The sequence below is a fragment of the Streptosporangium sp. NPDC050855 genome, assembly GCF_044456585.1.
Taxonomy (GTDB): domain Bacteria; phylum Actinomycetota; class Actinomycetes; order Streptosporangiales; family Streptosporangiaceae; genus Streptosporangium; species Streptosporangium longisporum.
Genome location: NZ_JBITFY010000015.1, coordinates 156,725 through 176,967, shown reverse-complemented (window position 1 = coordinate 176,967; position 20,243 = coordinate 156,725). Strand labels below are relative to the sequence as shown.

Annotated in this window: 16 protein-coding genes; 7 read left to right on the top strand and 9 right to left on the bottom strand. The window is 73.3% G+C overall.

The features are described 5' to 3' along the window. Positions 1-68: 68 nt before the first annotated feature. The 7 genes from ACIBCT_RS28020 to ACIBCT_RS27990 all read right to left on the bottom strand — a co-directional run bounded on the left by ACIBCT_RS28020 (position 69) and on the right by ACIBCT_RS27990 (position 9,764). Positions 69-1,850 carry an NAD+ synthase gene (locus ACIBCT_RS28020; RefSeq protein ID WP_399193510.1) on the bottom strand — a complete coding sequence of 594 codons (1,782 nt, stop codon included), beginning with the start codon at positions 1,848-1,850 and terminating at the stop codon, positions 69-71. 20 nt (positions 1,851-1,870) lie between these two features. Beyond that, entirely contained in the window at positions 1,871-4,009 is a 2,139-nt protein-coding gene (locus tag ACIBCT_RS28015) for a sensor histidine kinase (protein WP_399193508.1), read from the bottom strand. A gap of 2 nt (positions 4,010-4,011) precedes the next feature. Beyond that, positions 4,012-5,613, bottom strand: coding sequence for a BTAD domain-containing putative transcriptional regulator (locus ACIBCT_RS28010; protein WP_399193506.1), 1,602 nt, complete (start codon positions 5,611-5,613; stop codon positions 4,012-4,014). A gap of 85 nt (positions 5,614-5,698) precedes the next feature. Then, positions 5,699-6,991, bottom strand: a complete 1,293-nt coding sequence (locus ACIBCT_RS28005; protein ID WP_399193504.1) for a sensor histidine kinase — start codon at positions 6,989-6,991, stop codon at positions 5,699-5,701. Between the two features lie 186 nt (positions 6,992-7,177). After that, positions 7,178-8,167 carry a terpene synthase family protein gene (locus ACIBCT_RS28000; RefSeq protein ID WP_399193502.1) on the bottom strand — a complete coding sequence of 330 codons (990 nt, stop codon included), beginning with the start codon at positions 8,165-8,167 and terminating at the stop codon, positions 7,178-7,180. Positions 8,168-8,259: 92 nt separating this feature from the next. Then, a complete protein-coding gene (locus ACIBCT_RS27995; RefSeq protein WP_399193500.1) occupies positions 8,260-8,802 on the bottom strand; it encodes an EF-hand domain-containing protein in 543 nt (180 codons plus the stop codon). A gap of 35 nt (positions 8,803-8,837) precedes the next feature. Next, complete coding sequence (locus ACIBCT_RS27990) at positions 8,838-9,764, bottom strand: terpene synthase family protein (protein ID WP_399193498.1); 927 nt, start codon at positions 9,762-9,764, stop codon at positions 8,838-8,840. Between the two features lie 189 nt (positions 9,765-9,953). Here ACIBCT_RS27990 and ACIBCT_RS27985 point away from each other — a divergent pair, with 189 nt between their 5' ends. Continuing rightward, positions 9,954-11,315, top strand: a complete 1,362-nt coding sequence (locus tag ACIBCT_RS27985) for a glutamine synthetase family protein (RefSeq protein WP_399193496.1) — start codon at positions 9,954-9,956, stop codon at positions 11,313-11,315. A gap of 417 nt (positions 11,316-11,732) precedes the next feature. On the opposite strand, the gene ACIBCT_RS27980 is transcribed toward ACIBCT_RS27985, so the two are convergent. Continuing rightward, a complete protein-coding gene (locus tag ACIBCT_RS27980; protein WP_399193494.1) occupies positions 11,733-12,440 on the bottom strand; it encodes an SDR family oxidoreductase in 708 nt (235 codons plus the stop codon). 113 nt (positions 12,441-12,553) lie between these two features. Here ACIBCT_RS27980 and ACIBCT_RS27975 point away from each other — a divergent pair, with 113 nt between their 5' ends. The 3 genes from ACIBCT_RS27975 (at position 12,554) to ACIBCT_RS27965 (ending at position 14,992) form a co-directional block, all read left to right on the top strand. After that, positions 12,554-12,943, top strand: coding sequence for a MerR family transcriptional regulator (locus ACIBCT_RS27975; protein ID WP_399193492.1), 390 nt, complete (start codon positions 12,554-12,556; stop codon positions 12,941-12,943). A gap of 239 nt (positions 12,944-13,182) precedes the next feature. Next, positions 13,183-13,494: a hypothetical protein gene (locus ACIBCT_RS27970; protein WP_399193490.1), complete on the top strand. Its 312-nt coding sequence runs from the start codon at positions 13,183-13,185 to the stop codon at positions 13,492-13,494. 343 nt (positions 13,495-13,837) lie between these two features. After that, a complete protein-coding gene (locus tag ACIBCT_RS27965) occupies positions 13,838-14,992 on the top strand; it encodes a cellulose binding domain-containing protein (protein ID WP_399193488.1) in 1,155 nt (384 codons plus the stop codon). Here ACIBCT_RS27965 and ACIBCT_RS27960 read toward each other — a convergent pair. Beyond that, on the bottom strand, positions 14,982-15,137 hold the full coding sequence (locus tag ACIBCT_RS27960) for a hypothetical protein (protein ID WP_399193486.1): 156 nt from the start codon (positions 15,135-15,137) through the stop codon (positions 14,982-14,984). The two genes, ACIBCT_RS27965 and ACIBCT_RS27960, sit on opposite strands and share 11 nt — an antisense overlap. A gap of 195 nt (positions 15,138-15,332) precedes the next feature. Between ACIBCT_RS27960 and ACIBCT_RS27955 the strand changes: the two genes are divergently transcribed. From ACIBCT_RS27955 to ACIBCT_RS27945, 3 genes are all read left to right on the top strand, one after another. Continuing rightward, positions 15,333-16,097 (top strand): PaaI family thioesterase, encoded by a 765-nt coding sequence (locus ACIBCT_RS27955; protein ID WP_399193484.1) that lies wholly within the window; start codon positions 15,333-15,335, stop codon positions 16,095-16,097. Between the two features lie 104 nt (positions 16,098-16,201). After that, positions 16,202-16,903, top strand: a complete 702-nt coding sequence (locus ACIBCT_RS27950) for a type 1 glutamine amidotransferase (RefSeq protein WP_399193482.1) — start codon at positions 16,202-16,204, stop codon at positions 16,901-16,903. Positions 16,904-17,161: 258 nt separating this feature from the next. Beyond that, positions 17,162-20,149: a bifunctional [glutamine synthetase] adenylyltransferase/[glutamine synthetase]-adenylyl-L-tyrosine phosphorylase gene (locus ACIBCT_RS27945; RefSeq protein ID WP_399193640.1), complete on the top strand. Its 2,988-nt coding sequence runs from the start codon at positions 17,162-17,164 to the stop codon at positions 20,147-20,149. Positions 20,150-20,243 lie beyond the last annotated feature (94 nt).

Here is a 20,243-nt window from a genome sequence, read left to right as displayed (position 1 = left end):
CGGCGCCCGGCGGACGCCCGCGGGGCCGGGCGGGCCGATGACCGTACCGGCCCGGGAACGGCCGCGTGTCAGGTGGTGGTCTCGCGCCAGCGGTTGGTGATGGGCAGGCGCCGGTCGCGGCCGAAGTTCTTGGGGGTGATCTTCGGGCCCGGGGGGTACTGCCGGCGCTTGTACTCGGCCAGGTCGACCAGGCGGATCACCCGGGTGACCAGCTCGGGGTCGTGCCCGGCCGCGATCAGTTCGGCGGAGCCCATGTCCTTCTCGACGTAGTCGCCGAGCAGCCGGTCCAGGATCGCGTAGTCGGGCAGCGAGTCGGTGTCGCGCTGGTCGGGCCGCAGCTCCGCGCTGGGCTCCTTCTCGATCGAGTTCTCCGGGATCGGCGGCACCGCGAACCCGTGCAGGAGCTCGCCGGAGCGGCCCGCCTGGGCGTTGCGCCAGCGCGACAGGTCCCACACGAGGGTCTTGAGCACGTCCTTGATGGGCGCGAAGCCGCCCGCGGAGTCGCCGTAGAGGGTGGAGTACCCGGTGGCCAGCTCGCTCTTGTTGCCGGTGGTCAGGACGAGGTGGCCGTGCTCGTTGGACAGTCCCATCAGGATCATGCCGCGGACCCGGGCCTGGAGGTTCTCCGCCGCGATCCCGGACAGCTCGACCTCCTTCTCGAAGCCGCTGACGATGTCGGCGATCGGCACCGTACGGGCGTTGATCCCCTGCCGGGCGACCAGTTCCAGCGCGTCGCTCAGCGAGTGGTCCGAGGAGTAGCGCGAGGGCATCAGCACCGCGTGCACCCGGTCGGGCCCGATGGCGTCGGAGGCGATCGTGGCGGTCAGCGCCGAGTCGATCCCGCCGGACAGGCCGAGGACGACCGAGCGGAAGCCGTTCTTGGCGACGTAGTCGCGGACCGCGAGGACCAGCGCCGAGTAGACCTCGGCGGTGTCGTCGAGCGGCTCGGCGACCGGGGGCGGCTCCGGCTCGTACGCCTCCAGGGGGCGCCCCGACAGCTCCAGCCGTTCCACCGTGATCTCGGTGCCGTCGGCGGCGTCCACCGGGAACGTGCCGGGACCGCCCTCGCCCTCGGGCAGCTCCAGGTCCGTCACCAGCAGCTCCTCGCGGAAACGCGTCGCGCGCGCGATCGGCTCGCCGGAGGCGGAGACGACCAGCGAGTCGCCGTCGAAGACCAGCTCGTCCTGGCCGCCGACCTGGTTGACGTAGGCCAGCGCGCAGCCCGCCTCGCGGGCGCGCCTGGCCACCAGCGCCAGCCGGACGTCGTCCTTCTCCTTCTCGTACGGGGAGGCGTTCGGCACCACCAGCAGCCCGGCTCCGGCCCTGGCGACCACCGCGACCGGGCCGCCCTCCTGCCAGAGGTCCTCGCAGACCGCGATCGCCACGTCCACGCCGTGCAGCCGGAAGATCGGCAGCCGGTCGCCGCGGACGAAGTAGCGGTACTCGTCGAAGACGCCGTAGTTGGGCAGGTGGTGCTTGGCGGTCCTGGTCACCACCCGGCCCCGGTACAGCAGCGCGGCGGCGTCCAGCGGGGATCCCTTGGGCTGGCCGACGCGGGGGGCGAGCCGCGCGCGGTCGACGTACCCGGCGACCACCGGGATCTCACCGAGCCCGGCCTCCTGCAGCCGTCGCGCCGCCTCCTCGACCGCGGCGACGGACGCCTCCACGAACGAGGTGCGCAGCACCAGGTCCTCGACGGGGTAGCCGGTCAGGAACATCTCGGGGAAGACCACCAGGTGGGCGCCGCGGTCGGCGGCGCGCCGGGTCCACTCGACGAGCCGGTCCGTGTTGGCGGCCAGGTCACCGACGACGGGATTGGTCTGGGCCAGGGCGATGCGGAGTTGAGCCACCCGCCCATCCTAAGGAGCGCCTATGACCGTGAGGTCAGGCGGTGGCCGGTCACGGCCGGTACGGCCGACAGGGGCAGGACGGCCTCGACCAGCGTGCCGCCGCCGGGGGCGGTCTCGATCACGCAGGTCCCGCCGAGCTCGGCCGCGCGCTCGCGCATGGACAGCAGCCCGATCCCCGAACGCGGCCCCTCGGGCAGGCCCGCCCCGTCGTCCCGGACGCGTACCGTCAGCGACTCCGCGCGCCGCAGGGAGACGACCGCGTGACCGGCCCCGGCGTGCTTGCGGACGTTGGTGAGCGCCTCCTGAGCGATGCGGTAGGCGGCCACCTCGGCCGCGGCCGGCAGGTCCGACAGGTCGCCCTCGGCCTCCACGGTGATCCGCGGGCCCCCCTCCTGCGCCAGGGCCCGCACCGCCCCGGCCAGGCCCAGCTCGTCCAGGGTGGGCGGGCGCAGGCCGTACACCAGGTCCCTGATCTCCTGGCTGACGGCGTCCATGCCGCCGCGCAGCTCCAGCAGGAGCCGGTCGGCCGAGGCCGGGGCGGTCCGCAGGCTGATCCTGGCCATGTTGATCGACATCGCCATGTCGGTCAGCGCGTGACCGAGCCCGTCGTGCAGGTCCCTGCGCAGCCTGCGGCGCTCCTCCTCGCGGGCGGTGAGGATGCGCTCGCGGGAGCGCTGCAGGTCGGCGGTCATCCGCACGGCGTGCACCACGTCGGCGACGTACGGGGTGGCCGCCGCCACCAGGCGCCCGTTGTACGCCGCGGCGAACCTGCGCGGTCCCGGCGCCCCCAGCAGCAGCCGCCCTACCGGCTCGCCGTGCCAGATCAGCGGCACCCTGCGCGGCGCGGGGCCCAGCAGGCCGATCTGCACCTTCCGGGCACCGGGCTCGTAGACCTCGACGGCGACGCCGGTGACGCTCAGCCCGTCCTTGACCACCGAGGCGACGGAGGCGAGGGCGTTGGCGGGCTCGCTGTCGCGGACCTCCCTGGCCAGCCGGGCGGCGAGCGCCCGGGGGTCGCCGTGCGTGCCGTACATGAGCCTGTCGATCAGGCGCCGCAGCCGGTGCCGGAGCGGATGGAAGATCACCCCGGCGAACAGGGCCGCGACCAGGCCACCGGCCCGGTCGTAGCCCGACAGTGCCAGTCCCGCGATGGTGCCCGCCCCGTAGATGACGCTGATCACGGCGATCAGCCCGGCCGCCACGAAGGCGCGGCTGACCACGGTGTCGATCCCGTACAGCCGGTACTTGAGCACGGAGAAGGCGATGGCGACCGGGATCAGGCCGGTCCAGATCGCGGTGGCCGGCCACCAGTCCGCCCCGCCGACCAGGAAGACGATGTAGACGGTGAACGCGAACAGCGGCCAGGCGATCTGGCGGCGCAGCGTCGGGTCGGCCCGCCGGAAACGCACCAGCAGGGGCACCAGCGCCAGGACCACGAAGACGATGGTCAGCGTGCCGGTGATCCGGCGGATCGTCGCGTCGTAGGGGGCCAGCGCCTCCAGCGCGAGCGCGTTCGGGACGACCCGCGGCCAGGGGTAGGTCGCCGGGTCGGGCGCGGCGCGGACGATGTTGGCCGCGATGTCGGCCACCGTCACCGTCACCGCGGCCACCACCATCGGCCGCCAGCGCGGCGAGGGCAGCCGGCCGTCGGGGGAGTAGAGCGGGAGCAGGACCCCCAGCGTGACCCCGCCGACGCCCCTTCCCACGTTCATCCCCCAGCGCAGGTAACCGGCGACGTCCATGTCGCCCGCGGCCGCGACGGTGAACATCGCCGACTCGCAGATCACCGTGACCGAGCACATCAGCCCGCCCACGCACATCAGCCAGGCCGTGGCCGGGCGCGACCGGTGCGCCAGCAGGAAGGCGCCCACCACCGGGAACGTCAGCCCCGCCGCCAGGTCGGCCCGGACGGGCACCTCCGGCTGCCACAGGGGCGGCAGGGACGCGTACAGCACGAGCGAGGTCACCGAGAACGCCACCGACAGCGCGGCCATCGCGAACACCGCGATCCGCAGCCACGAGCCGGACAGCCCGCGCGAGAGCGGCACGGCGGACCCGGCCGGGTACGGCCCGGCCACGACGGCGTCGTCGACCGTCCTCCTGGGCACGCCGCCGACGCCGGCGAGCAGGCGGCCGCGCTCGTGGATCCGCGTGCCCATCGCTATCTGACCACGTCACCGGGGTTGACCAGCCCGGACTCGTAGGCCGTGACGACGAGCTGGGCCCGGTCGAACAGGCCCAGGTGGTCCAGGAGCTTGACCACCGACGCCGAGACCGTCGCCTCGGGCACCGCCAGCGTCACCGCGATCTGCCGGTTGGTCAGCCCGCGGGCCACCAGCTTCAGCAGGTCCAGCTCGGTGTCGCCCAGACCGGCCAGGCCGGGTGGCGCGGACGGGTCGGTGCGCCCGGCGAAGGCCGCGATCAGGCGGGTGGTCACGGCGGGGTCGATCAGCGCGTCCCCGGCCTGCGCGGCCCGCATCGCGGTGATGAGCTGCTCGGGGGCCGAGGTCTTGAGCACGAAGCCGCTCACCCCCGCGCGCAGCGCCGCGTAGAGGTTGTCGTCCGTGCCGAAGGTGGTCATCATGACCACCTTCGGCGGCGCCTCGTCGGCCAGGATCCGCCGCGCCGCGGTCAGCCCGTCCAGCCTGGGCATCTGGATGTCCATCAGCACCAGGTCGGGGCGGGTCTCCCGGACGACCGCGATCGCCTGCTCGCCGTTCTCGGCCTCCCCGACGATCCGGAAACCGGGCTCGCTGTCCAGCACCACGCGCAGGCCGGTGCGGACCAGGGCCTGGTCGTCGACGACCACGACGCGCAGCTCCGGCGGGGCCGTGGCGGGCTCCCGCGAGGACGCGTCCGGGGACGCCCCGGAGGACGTCCCGGGGGACGACGGGGGCCGCGCCGCCCGCGCGGCCGTGTTCCCGGCGTTCCCGGCGTTCCCGGCGTTCCCGGTGCCCGCGGGACCCGGGCCCGCGCTCCCCGGGCCCGCGGCGCGGCCGGTCGTCCCGGACGGAGGGTCGAGGTGGACGGCCTGCGCCAGCATGTCCGACTCCAGGCGCTGCAGGGTGGCGCCCAGGTCGAGGCCGAGCTCCTCGCGCAGCAGCGTCCTGGCCCGCCGCAGCGCGCCCAGCGCGTCCCCCTGCCTGCCGTTGCGGTACAGGGCCAGCGCGAGCAGCCGCCAGGCCTCCTCCCGCAGCGGGTGGGCCGAGGCGTGCGCCTCCAGGTCGGGCACCAGCGCGCCGGAGTGCCCCAGCAGCAGCCCCGCGTCGGCGCGGCGCTCCACCGCGATCAGGCGCAGCTCCTCCAGCCGTCCCGCCTCGGTCACCGCCCACGACAGGTCGGAGAACTCGGCCAGGGCCGGGCCGCGCCAGAGCGCGAGCGCGGCGTCCAGCCGCTCCCAGACCACCGCGGGCTCGCCGCCGGTCTTGACCGCGCGCTCGAAGCGCCAGGCGTCCACCTGGTCGAAGGAGGCGCGCAGCGCGTACCCGGGCGGGGCGGAGACCAGCACCTCCGCCTCCTCCCGCGGCGCCCGGCCGGGCTCCAGGGCGCGCCGCAGCCGCGACACGTACCCCTGGATGGTCGAAAGGGCCTGCGCGGGCGGCTCGCCCGGCCAGAGCTCGTCGATCAGTACGGACACGGGGACGGCGCGGCCACCGGCCACGAGGAGCCGGGCCAGCACCGCCATCTGGCGCTGGCCGCCGAGGTCGATCACCGTGTCACCGTGACGGGCCTGGAACGGTCCGAGAGCGCGAAAAGTCAGCATTGCAGGCGTAAGGGTAGGAGGAGCCGGGCCGGTGTCATAGGGCAATACTCACCATCGTTCGCAGGCCGTAGGAAATCATGGATGGTCAGATCTCCACATTCAAGTTCACCGGCAGTACCGCTTCGACCACGGTCCCGCCGCCCGGCGGGGTCGTGATCACGCAGCTGCCGCCCAGCTCGGCGGCGCGCTCGCGCATCGACGCCAGCCCCGCCCCCGAGCGCCGCCCGGCCGGGACGCCGATCCCGTCGTCGCGCACCCGGACGCTCAGCCCGCCCTCGCCCCGCTCCAGCAGGACCCGCACGGTCCGGGCACCGGAATGCCTGCGGGCGTTGGCCAGCGCCTCCTGGGCGATGCGGTACGCGGCCACCTCGGTGGCCGCGGGCAGACCCGACAGCTCGCCCCTGGTCTCCAGCACCACGCCGGGACCGGCCATCTCCGCCACCGCCCCGCCCAGGCCGAGCTCGTCCAGGGCCGGGGGACGCAGGCCGTACACCAGGTGCCTGATGTCGCCGGTGACGCCGTCCATGCCCGAGCGCAGCTCGACGAGCATCCGCTCGGCCGCCTCCGGGGAGGTGCGCAGGGAGTGCCTGGCCGCGTTGATCGACGTCACCATGCCGCTGAGTGACCGGCCGAGCCCGTCGTGCAGGTCGCGGCGCAGGCGGCGCCGCTCCTCCTCGCGGGCGGTGACGATCCGCTCCCGCGAGCGGCGCAGCGCGCCGACCAGCCGGACCGCGTGGGCGGCGTCGGCCACGTAGGGGGTGAGCGCGGCGATCACCCGCTCGCCGTGCGCGGCCGGCAGGCGCCGGGCGCCCGCGGGGCCGATGAGCAGGCGCCCGACGGGCTCGCCGTGCCAGACGAGCCGGACGTCGCGCGCCACCTCCTCCAGGGTCCCCACCCTGGTCTCCGCGGGCCGGCCGTCCGGGAACCGCACGGCCGCGCCGGTGACCGACAGGCCCTCGCGCAGCACCTCCAGGGCCGCGACCAGCCCGTCCGACGGGTCGGTGCGCTGGAGCCTGCTCCCCAGCTCGGCGGCCAGCGCCACCGGGTCCCCCCTGCTGCCGTACAGCAGGCGGTCGGCGTGGCGCCGGAGCATCCGCCGGATCGGCTGGAAGAGCGCCCCCGCGCAGAGCGCGGCGATCAGCCCGCCGATCCGGTCCACGTCCGGCAGGAACAGGCCCGAGGCGGCGCCCACCGCCACGTACACCCCGCCGACCACGCCGACCAGGCCCGCGCCGACCAGCGCGCGGGTGACGAGCGTGCCGATCCCGTACAGCCGGTGCCGCAGTCCGGGGACCACGAAGGCCGAGACGGCCCGCACCGCCGTGATCCGCGCCCGGACGGGCGTCCCCGAGGAGGACGCCCGGTTCAGCCCACGCATGTCCAGGCCCTTCATCTTGTACTTGAAGGGACCTTAACCGGCTTAAGACGCAATCCAATCAATAAGCGTTTAAAGATCGATGGATCTCCATAAATGCCCATGAACTGCCGCGATCGTCGGCGGCCCGTCCGGAGGGGAACCGCTCCCGGGTGGGCGCGAGCGGTTCCCGGCACGCGGGACGGCCGGTCAGGACACGTCGTACCGGCTGGACTCCAGCAGCCACTCCAGCTGGGCCCGCGGCGCCGCCAGGAAGGCACAGGCGACCTTGCTGACGTCCCTGGCCTGCGAGGTGGAGAGCCCGAACCGGTCGAACAGGGCCGGCAGGCGGCGCGCGGAGGTGCGCAGGTCCTCGGCGCGGGCCGCGATCCTTTCGTTCACCCAGGCGACCGCGGCGCCGTCACAGAGCCCGAACGCCGAGGCGGCGACCGTCACGTAGTTGTGCACGTCGCCGTTGGCCCGCTCCTTGTGGTGCGAGGCGACGTCGTTGCACCACGCGGTGACGTCGTTGCAGGCGTCCATCAGCGTCCGCCAGGTCACGCTCTCGCGCAGCCCCGCGGGCACCTCCACCCCCAGGCAGGGCTCCACCAGGTCGAACAGGTACGGCCCCGCGGTGCCGCGCCGCAGCCGCGGGTACTCGGCGGGGGAGGGGACCCGTCCGGAGCAGCGGTTCTCCGCCTCGGTACGGCAGGCCGCCCCCTGCGCGGCCAGCCCTTCCAGGAACCGGTGCCGCCACCGGGTGCTCATCCGCTCCGAGGTGGTCCTCCACAGGTCGGCGAAGGCCACCTCGACGGGCGAGCGGGCGGGGGCGCGGGTGCGCGCGAGGAGGTCGAGGTGGCCGAAGACGCTCTCCACCGTCTCGGCCGCCCTCCCGGCGGGTTTCTCGTCCCACTCGTCGTCGAAGTGGAACAGCCAGGTCAGCCACTTGGCGAAGAGCAGCGCCGCCCGCGTGTCGAAGGCGGCGAACGCCCGCCCCGCCATCCGCTCGAACCCGGCGTTCGGCGGGGTGTCCAGCCCCGTCCGGCGGGTCCAGGCGGCGAGCTCCGCCCCGACGAGTTCCACCGAGGGGTGCATCCGGCACGGCGCCGACATCGCGGGCACCAGCTCCACCAGGGGCAGCAGCGCGTCCGCGGCCACCCCGGAGGGGCGTCGCGGGGGCGTGCCGGGACCCGGCGGCACCTGAAGGGGAGAGGGGGCCGGGAAACGGGGCGAGGGCGCGGGGTGGGGCCGGGGACAGGCCGGGGACCCGCCGAAGACCGGGGTGCGGGCCACTACAGCGGACCGAACAGCCAGTTGCCGGCCACGTCCGGATCGGCGCTCGTGTAGAACTGCCGGGTGGCCTCCACGAGGTCCCGTACGGACACGGCGCCGTCGCCGTCGCCGTCGAGCCGGGCGAAGGCGGCCGCCGCGTCCTGGCGCGGGGTGCCGAACGCGTCCATCATCACCCAGAACTCCTCCGGCCCCACGACGCCGTCGCCGTCGGTGTCGCAGAGCCCGGCCAGCGCCGCGGCGGCGGGCTCGAAGACCGCCTCGAACCGGTCGCCCTCGACGAACGCCGAGGTCATGCCGGCCCGGAACTCCTCCGGAGAGATCGCGTCACCGTCGGCGTCGATCTCCGCGGTCAGCGTCCGCCAGATCTCCTCGAAGCCCCCCGCGAGCCTGCTCCCGGCGGGAGAGGTGGGCGACTCGCCGAATCCGACGAGGATACGGGCGCCGAGGCCGAGCAGGTCGTCGCGCCCGATGGATCCGCTGCCGTCCGCGTCGACGTGCGCGAAGGCACGGTCAAGCTTGCGGTTGAGGAGCGTGGTGCTCACCGTCTACTCCAATGTCACTTGTCGAACTCGTTCCATTACCCGGAGTGACGATAGCGGTGTTCTCGCGTCAACCACTCCAGGTAAGCCCGGGGAACGGTCAAGAAAGCGCATGCCACCCCGGTCACCTCGCCGGAGGCGGTGAAGCCGAGCCCGTGCCGCTCGGTGAGCGCCGGGACCGCCCGCGCGGCGGCCCACAGCTCCTCCACCCGTACGGCGAGGCGGTCGATCACCCACTCCTCGGCCGCGCCACGCCGGCCCCGCGGGCGTACGACCGGGTCGCTGGAACGTTCCAGATGATCCGCGGCGACGCGCACGTACCCGCGCCCGCCGGCCACGTCCACGCACCAGGCGGCCACGTCCCCGCTCGCCTCGGTCAGGGCGCGCCATTGGCGGCTCCGGCTCACCGGCTCCGGCACCTCGGTCTCGCGGCACGGCTCCACCAGGTCCAGGAGGTAGCGGCCGAAGGCGTCCCTGCCCCTGGCCGGGTACTCCTCGGCCGTGGGCGTCCCGGCCGCCGTCAGCGCCTCGCGCTGGGCGGCGAGCCCGGCGGTGAACCGCTCGCGCCACGCCCGGCTCATCCCCGGCGCGCAGGACCGCCACAGGCCGGTGAACGCCCGCTCCAGCGGCGCCGGGCCCGGTTCGGCGCCCCCGGCCACGGCGATGATCCCGCCGATCGCCCCGGGGTCCTCGCGCAGCCGCGCCGCCAGGGTCAGCCAGCGCGCGAAGAGCGTGACCACGCGCGTTTCGCAACGGGCGAACGCCCGCCCGGCCAGCCAGGGGGCGGAGGGGTCGGGCTCCAGGCCGGTGGCGTGCGCCCAGTCCGCGGTGGCCGCCTCGACCAGGTGTGACGACGGGTGCACGGGGCAGGGCATCGTCAGTGCCGCGAGCCGTTCGGCCAGCCCGGCCGACGCGGTTCCCCGGCCGTCCGGCCGCGGTGATCTGTGGACCTCGGTGCTCGTCATCGCTCCCCCGGCTCGAACTTCCAGCGGTTCCGGTCGCACACTAGGAGGAGACGGGGCCCGCCGGGCGGAGGCGCGACGAGCCCGATGCCATATCTCACCGTTCTTCCTCGTAACGTGTGCGAAACACTGAGAGGGCAGACTGAGAGACCATCAGGCGTGTCGTGGCACGTCGGCAATGAAGGAGAAGCCTTGGACCGCCAGCAGGAGTTCGTTCTCCGCACCCTTGAGGAGCGCGACATCCGGTTCATCCGGCTGTGGTTCACCGACGTGCTCGGGTTCCTGAAGTCGGTGGCCATCGCCCCGGCCGAACTGGAGGGGGCCTTCGCCGAGGGCATCGGCTTCGACGGCTCGGCGATCGAGGGCTTCGCCCGGGTCTACGAGTCCGACATGCTCGCCAAGCCGGACCCGTCGACCTTCCAGATCCTTCCCTGGCGCAGCGAGACGCCCGGGGCGGCCCGGATGTTCTGCGACATCCTCATGCCGGACGGCTCGCCCTCGCACGCCGACCCGCGCTGGGTGCTGAAGCGGACCCTGGCCAAGGCCTCCGAGATGGGCTTCAGCTTCTACACCCACCCGGAGATCGAGTTCTTCCTGCTGAAGAACCGGCCCGAGGGGAACGACCGCCCCGAGCCGATCGACGGCGGCGGCTACTTCGACCACACCCCGCACAGCTCCGGTCACGACTTCCGGCGTAACGCGATCATGATGCTGGAGTCGATGGGCATCTCCGTCGAGTTCAGCCATCACGAGGGCGGGCCGGGCCAGCAGGAGATCGACCTGCGCTACGCCGACGCGCTCACCACCGCCGACAACATCATGACCTTCCGCCTGGTCATGAAGGAGGTCGCGCTGGAGCAGGGCATCTGGGCGAGCTTCATGCCCAAGCCCTTCACCGAGCACCCCGGTTCCGGCATGCACACCCACATGTCGCTGTTCGAGGGCGACCGTAACGCCTTCTACGAGCCCGGTGCCGACTACCAGCTCTCGAAGATCGGCCGTTCCTTCATCGGCGGCCTGCTCACGCACGCCGCCGAGATCACCGCGGTCTGCAACCAGTGGGTCAACTCCTACAAGCGGCTCTGGGGCGGCGCCGAGGCGATCGCCGGAGCCGGAGGCGAGGCCCCCAGCTACATCTCCTGGGGTCACAACAACCGCTCGGCCCTGGTCCGGGTGCCGATGTACAAGCCGCACAAGAGCGGCTCGACCCGCATCGAGTTCCGCTCGCTCGACTCCGCCTGCAACCCCTACCTCGCCTTCGCCGTGATCCTCGCGGCCGGGCTGAAGGGCATCGAGGAGGGGTACGAGATGCCCCCCGGCGCCGAGGACGACGTCTGGGCGCTCACCTCGGTCGAGCGCCGGGCGCTGGGCATCCAGCCGCTGCCCCAGTCGCTGGACGAGGCCATCGCGGTCATGGAGCGCAGCGAACTGGTCGCCGAGACCCTCGGCGAGCACGTCTTCGACTACTTCCTGCGCAACAAGCGCGCCGAGTGGAACGACTACCGCCGCCAGGTCACCGAATTCGAGCTGGGCCGCTACCTGCCGGTGCTGTAGCCCCGGGCCGGAGCGATTCTTACAGCGTAAAGGGTGCGGGTTCGGACGGTTCATCACCGTCCGGCCCTGCACCCTTTGAAATTCCGGGCCGTGCACGGGCGTCGTAACGAGAACCGGCGGTCTTGCGGAGCGTGTCGCCCGCCGGAAAAGACCTCCCGCCTCGAACCGGGACGCCCGGAAAGGCCGACCACCGGAACGCTCGAAATGAGGACCGGAGCGTGGAACCGCCGATCGGCGACAGGCGACGAATGGCGAAGATCCCGGCACGGTCGTTCGAGGTCTCTCCTCACCACGGGTCTTTCGTGCGTGTCCGGCCCGACGACGACGCGAACGTCCCGGATCACGCCGAGGAGGCATGAGGTGGGACGACGTCAAAGGGCGGCCGCCCACCACGTGGTCGATGACCTCCGCCGGCATTCACCCCCGGGCGATCTGCGGGTACAGCGCGCGCGGATCCGCGGACAGGGCCGCCTTGACCTGGACGGTGTTCTCGTCGGCCAGGATCTCGATCTCGCCGGCCTCCAGCCCGTCCAGCGCGGTGCGCACGACGTCGGCGGGATCGTTCTTCTCCACGTCGAAGGCCGCCATCATGTCGGTGTCGGTGCCGCCCAGATGCAGGCCCGCGACCGTGGTCCCCTGGCGTGCGAGCTCCAGGCGGATGCCGTTGGTCAGGCTCCACTGGGCCGCCTTCGCCGCGCTGTAGGCGTTAGCTCCGTCGTAGGACATCCACGACAGCAGTGACATGACGTTCATGATCGCCCCGCCGCCGTTGCGCGCCAGCACGGGGGCGAACGCCCGGACCACGTCGAGCGTGCCGAAGTAGTGCGTCTCCATCTCCAGCCGGATCTTCTCGAGCTCTCCGGTGACTAGGTTCTGGTAGGTGGCGACCCCGGCGTTGTTGATCAACAAGGTGACGTCACCGGCGTCGGCCGCCGCGGCGGCGACCGACACCGGGTCGGTGACGTCGAGCCGCAGCACGTTCACACCGGGAACGTCGACGAGCTCGGGCGTACGCGCGGTCGCGTAGACCTTCGCCGCCCCCCGCTGCAGCAGCTGCCGCGCGAAGTGCCGGCCGATGCCACGGTTGGCGCCGGTGACGAGCGCGACGGAATCGGCGATCTTCATGTGTGCCTCCTGAGAGCCTGGGTCGTTTCGTCCAGGTCGTACGCGGGTTACGCTAAAACCTGACGTTGACGTCAGAGGCAAGTGCCATGACGGAGGTCACAGGGAAGGTGCCCATGCGTATCGGTGAACTGGCCGCCGAGGCGGGCGTGAGCGTGCGGGCCCTGCGCTACTACGAGGAACACGGCCTGCTGACCTCGGTGCGCGCCTCCAGCGGGCAGCGGCACTACCCGCGCGGCGCGATCGGCCACGTCCGGCTGATCCAGCAGCTGTACGCCGCGGGGCTGTCCAGCAGGACGATCGTGGACCTGCTGCCGTGCATCGAGACCGGCGAGGTGACGCCCGCGCTGCTGGACCGGCTGTCACACGAGCGGGACCGCATCGAAGAGCGGATCGACAGCCTGGTGAACACCCGCGACCGGCTCGACCATCTCATCACCACGGCCACCAGGGCCAAGGACGTGGGCCATCGCTGCCCCGGATGGGTGGGCCCCCCGCCTCCTTGAGCCACGCGCGGGCCTTCGGACACGTGCGGATCTTGAGGTACGTACGGACCTTCGGACACGTGTGGACGGGCACGTCCCACCGGTCGGCGCGTGCGTCGCCCGAGCCCTGCCGCCGGTCCTTCTCCGCGCAGCGGGTCTGGCAGTGATCCGCCGCTTTTTGGCAGCCTCTCCGCTGTCGGCCCGACGGGAGGGGTGGAAGGCTACCTGCGTTCGAAGATCGAAACGACTCAGGAGCACGCATGAGAGCGAAGAGACTCGCCGCGGGTGTGGCCGGGCTGCTGGCGGCCGGATCCTTGCTGGGCAGTGCCTCACCGGCGTCGGCCCAGGCGGTGTCCGGTAACGCCTCGGCGTACGGCTGCGGTTACATCCACTTCACGGAGACCCCCGACCGGCGGGCGAAGTACAACCACTGCGGTCCGAACGCCACGGTGCAGATCATGGTGGAGAACTCGTTCTGGTGGGACTGCGGACCGTACACCGTCAACCGGGGCATCACCGACATCGAGGCCTGGTGCGGCAACATCCGCACGCTGTACGCCTGGGCCGTGTGACGACGGCCGCCCCCGCGTGACGTGGCGGCCCGCAGGACCCGGGCCGCCACATCGGCGATTCAGTACGGTCCCGGCCGAGGTCCCGTCGTTCTCGCGCGCCCGGTCGCCGATGTCCGCGGCCGACGTGCCCCGCCATTACCCGGTCGTTTCTCCATTTCGGACCCGGGACGATTCCCGGGCGCCTTCACCGGCTGGGAGCACGGGCTCGGGACGTTTTGATTCCTGTTTTCTCGCCATTCGGGACAACGGCTTTACGGAATGCCGGAAATGATTCACACTCACTGCGGGGGGTCACACGCCGACGCGATTCGATAGGGGCACCATGCACATCGGCAGGCGAGCCGTGGGGACCGTTCTCCTCACTTTCGGGCTCTTCACCCTGGCGTTACTCGTCGCCGTACTGGCGGTCGGCCCGGCAGGGGAGACGGCCCTGGCCGCCGTCCCGGCGAGGGACGCCGCGCACGTGGCCGCTCCGGCGCGCGCGGGGGCGGACACCACCCCGCCGACCCGCCCGGGAGGCACGCGGCCCTGCCCGGTGCCGATGGCGCCCAACAACCCCGTCGGTTACGCCTCCATCTGCTGGAACGCCTCGACGGACGACAACGGGGTCGTCGCCTACGACCTGTACCGCCTGGAGATCACCGGCTTCGTCCGGGCCGCCACCACGACCGGCACGATCGGGGGCTTCTCGGGCGAGCTGAACCGCTCGTACACGATGTACGTCGTGGCCAGGGACGCGGCCGGGAACGTCAGCCCGCCCTCCAGCCTCATCACGGTGTCCGCGACGGTAGGGATGACCCCGACCGCCTCGCCGACCCCCCTGCCGGGCGACCGCATCCCCCCGTCCAAGCCGACCGGCCTGCAGGACGCCTGCCTGCAGGACTTCCGGGGCGTCACGTTCTGCTGGCAGCCGTCGACCGACAACGTGGCGGTGACGGCGTACGACGTCTACCGCGAGACCCTCACCGGTTACACCAAGGTCGACACGATCACCCCGCCCGAATTCCTGAACTTCACCGAGTCCGGCCTGGTCACCGGGCGGCGCTACACCTACGTCGTGGTGGCCAGGGACGCGGCCGGCAACCTGAGCGTGCCGTCGGACCCGCTGTCCGCGCTGGCCAGGGGAGGTCTCCCCTCCCCGACCATCACGCCGACGCCCACGCCGACCCCCGGCCCGTCGTGCGAGGTGTCGTACCGCGTGACGTCGTGGGGTTCGGGTCTGACCACGCACATCACGGTGCGCAACACCGGCGCCGCCCCGATCGACGGCTGGACGCTGACGATCGACTACCCGCCGCCGGGCCCGCGCCTCGTCTCGGGCTGGTCGTCGGGCTGGAGCCAGGACGGCTCCCGCCTGACCGCCGTGAGCAAGCCGTGGAACAGTGCCATCCCCTCGGGGTCGCAGACCCAGATCGGGTTCGTCGCCTCCTACAGCGGCGTCCTGGCCGACCCTGCGGGCTTCACCCTCAACGGCACGTCCTGCGCCTTCACCGGCTGACCACGTCGTCCGGGCGGCACCGCCGCGGGGAGACGCCTCCCGCGGCGGTGCCCTCGCCGTTCCGCGAGCCGGTGCCGGTGCCCTCGCCGTTCCGCGAGCGGGTGCCCTCGCCGTTCCGGACGGCACCGCCCGCAGGTGCGGTCACGGAACGTTCCGATCCTCTCGCGGACCGTGTGATCCGGTCCGGCCCGTCGAACGTCATACCGGCGTCACCCGCGGTCAACGGGGGCGTCATCGACCCCGAGTTGGCTGTATGTACAAGCAGTCCGGTAAAATCGGCCAATCCATTTAGCGTGATTTAAGAGGATTGATCGCCGTAAAAGGCGTCAGGAGGTGCGGCATGACGATGATGTCCGAGCTGCAGACCGTTCTCACCGTTCCGGCACGTTTCCGCGGCCCCGAGAGGTCCGCGAACGGCGGATGGATCGCGGGTACGGTCGCCGAGGCGTTGCACGGCGCCGGGAACGACTCGGCCGTCGAGGTCACGCTGCACGCGCCGACGCCACTGGACACCGAGTTGTCGCTGCACCATCTGGCCAACACCGCGACCCTCACCCAGGGGGACAGGCTGCTGGTCGAGGCCATCACCGTCGCCGAGGAGCTCGGCGCCCCGGCCTTCGTGCCCTTCGTCGACGCGGCACGGGCCGAGAGCGGATTCGCCGGTCTGGTCGCGCACGCCTTCCCCGGCTGCTTCGCCTGCGGCCTGCGCGGTCCCGGCGACGGGCTGCGGATCTTCCCCGGGCCGGTGGACGGCACCGACCTGGTCGCCGCGGGCTGGCGGGTCCCGATGAGCATCCTCAACGAGGACGGCACCGTTCCCGACGCCATCGTCTGGTCCGCCCTGGACTGCGCCAGCGGCTGGGCGCACTTCAAGCCCGGCGAGTTCGCCCTGCTCGGCCGCCTGACCGCGCGGCTGCACCGCAGGGTCTACCCCGGCGGCACCTACTCGGTCGTCGCCCGCCCCACCGGCCGCGAGGGCCGCAAGCTGTTCGCCGAGAGCGCCGTCTACGAGGTCGACGGCACGCTGCTCGCCTCGGCCAAGGCCGTCTGGATCACCCCGGCCCAGGGCGCCGAGCCCGGCCGGGCCGGGACGCCGGCGAGCTGACGGGCCCGGGACGACGTGACGCGACACGATGCGGTGATCCTCCGTGCGGCCCCCGGCTCCCGGCCGGTACGGGACCGGTGCCCGTACCGGACCATAATCGGCATATGAGGATCACCGTCATCGAGCACGAGGCGGACGCGGGTCTCGGGTTCCTGGCCGGCTGGCTCTCCGGGGCCGGGGCCGCCTTCGAGGTCGTGCGGCCCTACCTGGGGCAGGCCGTGCCCGGCCGCGCCGCCGACGGGCTGATCGTCCTCGGGGGCGAGGCCGCGGCCTGGGAGGACGAGCGCTTCGCCTGGCTGCCGGCCACCCGCGACCTGATCCGGGACTCGGTCGGCGCGGGCGTCCCGACCCTGGGCGTCTGCCTGGGAGCCCAGCTCATGACGCTGGCCTGCGGCGGCACCGTGGAGCGGGGCGCGCACGGCCTGGAGGTGGGGGCCCGCGAGATCGTCCCGCTGCCCGCCGCCGCCGACGACCCGCTCTTCGCCGGGCTGGCGCCCGCTCCCGCCGTGCAGTACCACCGCGACGCGATCACCGGCCTCCCGCCGGGCGCGGTGGTGCTGGCCACCGGCGACCCGTACCCCAACCAGGCCTACCGGCTGGGGGCGAACGCCTGGGCCGTGCAGTTCCACCCCGAGGCCACCCCCGAGATCTTCGCCGGCTGGACGGCCGGGTCGGCCGGCCACCTGACCGGCCTGGGCCACTCGGTCGAGGAGCTCGACGCCGGGGTGGAGCGGGTCCGTGACCGCCTCGTCGCGGCGTGGCGGCCCCTGGCCGAGCGGTTCGCCACCGCCGTGCAAACCGCGTGACCGTCCGATCACGGTCCGAATCCGCTAACGACGCCGCGCGGTTTCGGGATTACCCTGTGCGGCAACGCCCCGGACGCCTGGGACGCGAGCCACGCCCGGGATCCGCCTGACCCCGGAGCGGGCGTGACCGCGGGGGGCGTCCCCGCGGAGAGGCGGGGTGACCCGGGGTAGGAACAGGACGGCTCGGGGGAGACGTGAGGAACAGCGCCCGTGCCCGTGATCGAACACCATGGAGGGTCGGTGGAGACGGTGCCCCGGATGCAGACGACGGCCGGACGGCTCGCCCGGCTCGGCTTCGCCGACGGGGCCAGGGCCGAGCGGCTGCTCGACGAGATGGGCCCCGAGGCCGTCGGTGACCTCGGCCTGCTGAACGCGCTGGTCACCGCGGCCGATCCCGACCTGGCGCTGATCTCGCTGAACCGGCTGGCCGAGCGGGATCCCGGCGTCCTCGGAGCGCTCCGGGCCGACCCCGGGCTGCGCGAGCGGCTGGTCGGCGTCTTCGGGGTCAGCGCCGCGCTCGGCGACCACGTCGTCAGGCACCCCGAGCACTGGCGCCTGCTCGGCGAGGCCTCCGCCGTGGAGCGCCCGACCGAGAGCGAGCTCCGCGCGGAACTGCTGCTCGCCGTGGGGGCGGAGCCCGACGACCCCGAGCCGAGGGCCGCCGACGCCTCCGCCGACACCCTGTCGGCGCTGCGCGTCGCCTACCGGGGCCGGCTGCTCCACCTCGCCGCCCGGGACGTCACCGGCACCGTCTCGCTGTCGGAGGTGACCGCGGAGCTGTCCGACCTGGCCGGGGCCGCCCTGGAGGCGGGACTGGCCGTCGCCAGGTCCGAGCACCCGGAGGCGGGGTCGGTACGCCTGGCCGTCATCGGCATGGGCAAGTGCGGGGCTCGCGAGCTCAACTACATCAGCGACGTCGACGTGGTCTTCGTGGCCGAGCCCAGGCCCGGCCCCGACGGCACCGGGGGCGTCGACGAGCACCAGGCCGTCCAGCTCGCCACCCGGCTGGCCCAGGGCATGATGCGCGCCTGCTCGGCCAGCACCCCCGAGGGGTCGCTCTGGGAGGTCGACGCGGCCCTGCGCCCGGAGGGCAAGGCCGGTCCGCTGGTGCGCACCCTCGCCAGCCACGAGGCCTACTACCGGCGCTGGGCCAAGACCTGGGAGTTCCAGGCCCTGCTCAAGGCCCGGCCGATCGCGGGCGACGCCGAACTCGGCGAGCAGTACGTGGCCGCGATGAACGAGATGGTCTGGCAGGCCGCCACCCGCGAGAAGTTCGTCGAGGACGTCCAGGCCATGCGCCGCCGGGTGGAGGCCCACGTCCGCGGCGGCGGGGCCGAACGCCAGCTCAAGCTCGGTCCCGGCGGGCTGCGCGACATCGAGTTCGCGGTGCAGCTGCTCCAGCTCGTGCACGGCCGGCTGGACCCGCTGCTGCGCCGCCGCGCCACCCTTCCCGCGCTCGCGGCCCTGTCCCGGGGCGGCTACGTGGGCAGGGACGACGCCAGGACGCTCGGTGAGGCGTACACCTTCCTGCGCCAGGTGGAGCACCTGATCCAGCTGCACCGGCTCCGCCGTACCCACGTGGTGCCCGAGGGCGAGGCCGACCTTCGCCGCCTGGGCCGGAGCATGGGCATGACCGCCGACCCGGTGGGGGAGTTCACCACCCGGTGGCGCAGGCACGCCGTGGAGGTCAGGCGCCTGCACGAGAAGCTGTTCTACCGGCCGCTGCTGCAGGCCGTGGCCAGGCTGCCCGAGTCGGAGGACCGCCTGTCCACCACCGCGGCCAAGGCCCGCCTGGAGGCGCTGGGCTACGCCGACCCGGCCGGGGCGCTGCGCCACATCAGCGCGCTGACCACCGGCGTCTCCCGGCGCGCCGCGATCCAGCGGACGCTGCTGCCGGTCATGCTGGGCTGGTTCGCCGACGCCCCCGACCCGGACGGCGGCCTGCTCGGCTTCCGTCAGGTCTCCGACAAGCTCGGCACGACCTCGTGGTACCTGCGGCTGCTGCGCGACGAGACCGCGGTGGCCGCGAGGCTGGCCCGGATGCTCGGCACCAGCCGCTACGTGACCGGCCTGCTGATGAACGCCCCCGAGGCGGTCGCGATGCTCGGCTCGGACGACGACCTGATCCCCCGCCCCGCCGCGGCGCTGCTGTCGGAGGCGCGGACCGTGGTCGCCCGCCACCTCGGGAACGCCGAGAGCGCGGTGGCCGCGGTCCGGGCGATGCGCCGCAGGGAGCTGCTCCGTACGGCCGTCGCCGACCTGTCCGGCCTGATCGGCATCGAGGAGGTCGGACAGGCCCTGTCCGACCTCAACGACGTGACCATCCAGGCGGCGCTCGACGCCGCGATCGACAAGGTCGAGATGGAACGGCGCAGCCCGCTGGCCACCCGGTTCGCGGTGATCGCGATGGGCCGCCTGGGCGGGGTCGAGTCCTCCTACGGCAGCGACGCCGACGTGATGTTCGTGCACTCGCCGCTGGAGGGCGCCCCCGAGCGGGAGGCCACCGAGACGGCGTTCGAGGTGGCCAACGAGCTGCGCAGGCTGCTGGCCCTGCCGGCCCCCGACCCGCCGCTGCTGATCGACCCCGGCCTGCGCCCCGAGGGCAAGGCCGGGCCGCTGGTCCGCACCCTGGCCTCCTACGCCGCCTACTACCGCCGCTGGTCCTCGCCCTGGGAGTCGCAGGCGCTGCTGCGCGCCCGTTTCTCGGCCGGGGACGCCGACCTCGGCGTCGGCCTGCTGCACCTGGCCGACCCGCTGCGCTACCCGCCCGAGGGCATCTCCGACGCGGCCGTGCTGGAGATCCGCAGGCTCAAGGCCAGGATGGAGGCCGAACGCCTTCCCCGGGGCGCCGACCCGGCCCTGCACACCAAGCTCGGGCCCGGCGGCCTGTCCGACGTGGAATGGGTGGCCCAGCTCATCCAGCTCCGCCACGCCGGGCGCCTGCCGTCGCTGCGGACCACCCGCACGCTGGAGGCGCTGGCCGCCGCGGTCACCGAGGAGCTGCTCTCCGAGGCCGACGAGGCGGTGCTGGCCGAGGCGTGGCGGTTCGCCTCGCGCATCCGGGACGTCATCGTCACGGTCCGGGGCCGTGCCGCCGACGCGATCCCGGTGGACGCCGGCGAGCGCAGGCTCATCGCCCGCGCCCTCGGCTACCCGCCGGACGGTACGGAGGACTTCGTGGACGACTACCGCCGCGTCACCCGCCGCGCCCGCCGGGTGGTGGAGCGCGTCTTCTACGAGGACTGACCCGCCGCCGTCCTCCGTCCGTCCCGGGCTCCTCGGGCTCCTCGGGCCCCTCTGGGTCCTCGGGGTCCTGCGTGGGGCCGGACCGCGCGTCCGG

Excerpts from the sequence above, each read along its gene's own strand:
- ACIBCT_RS28005 (WP_399193504.1), bottom strand. The coding sequence starts at position 6,991 with ATGCGTGGGCTGAACCGGGCGTCCTCCTCGGGGACGCCCGTCCGGGCG.
- ACIBCT_RS27950 (WP_399193482.1), top strand. The coding sequence starts at position 16,202 with ATGAGGATCACCGTCATCGAGCACGAGGCGGACGCGGGTCTCGGGTTC.
- ACIBCT_RS28010 (WP_399193506.1), bottom strand. The coding sequence starts at position 5,613 with ATGCTGACTTTTCGCGCTCTCGGACCGTTCCAGGCCCGTCACGGTGAC.
- ACIBCT_RS27990 (WP_399193498.1), bottom strand. The coding sequence starts at position 9,764 with ATGACGAGCACCGAGGTCCACAGATCACCGCGGCCGGACGGCCGGGGA.
- ACIBCT_RS27975 (WP_399193492.1), top strand. The coding sequence starts at position 12,554 with ATGCGTATCGGTGAACTGGCCGCCGAGGCGGGCGTGAGCGTGCGGGCC.
- ACIBCT_RS27945 (WP_399193640.1), top strand. The coding sequence starts at position 17,162 with ATGCAGACGACGGCCGGACGGCTCGCCCGGCTCGGCTTCGCCGACGGG.
- ACIBCT_RS28015 (WP_399193508.1), bottom strand. The coding sequence starts at position 4,009 with ATGGGCACGCGGATCCACGAGCGCGGCCGCCTGCTCGCCGGCGTCGGC.
- ACIBCT_RS27970 (WP_399193490.1), top strand. The coding sequence starts at position 13,183 with ATGAGAGCGAAGAGACTCGCCGCGGGTGTGGCCGGGCTGCTGGCGGCC.
- ACIBCT_RS27955 (WP_399193484.1), top strand. The coding sequence starts at position 15,333 with ATGACGATGATGTCCGAGCTGCAGACCGTTCTCACCGTTCCGGCACGT.
- ACIBCT_RS27980 (WP_399193494.1), bottom strand. The coding sequence starts at position 12,440 with ATGAAGATCGCCGATTCCGTCGCGCTCGTCACCGGCGCCAACCGTGGC.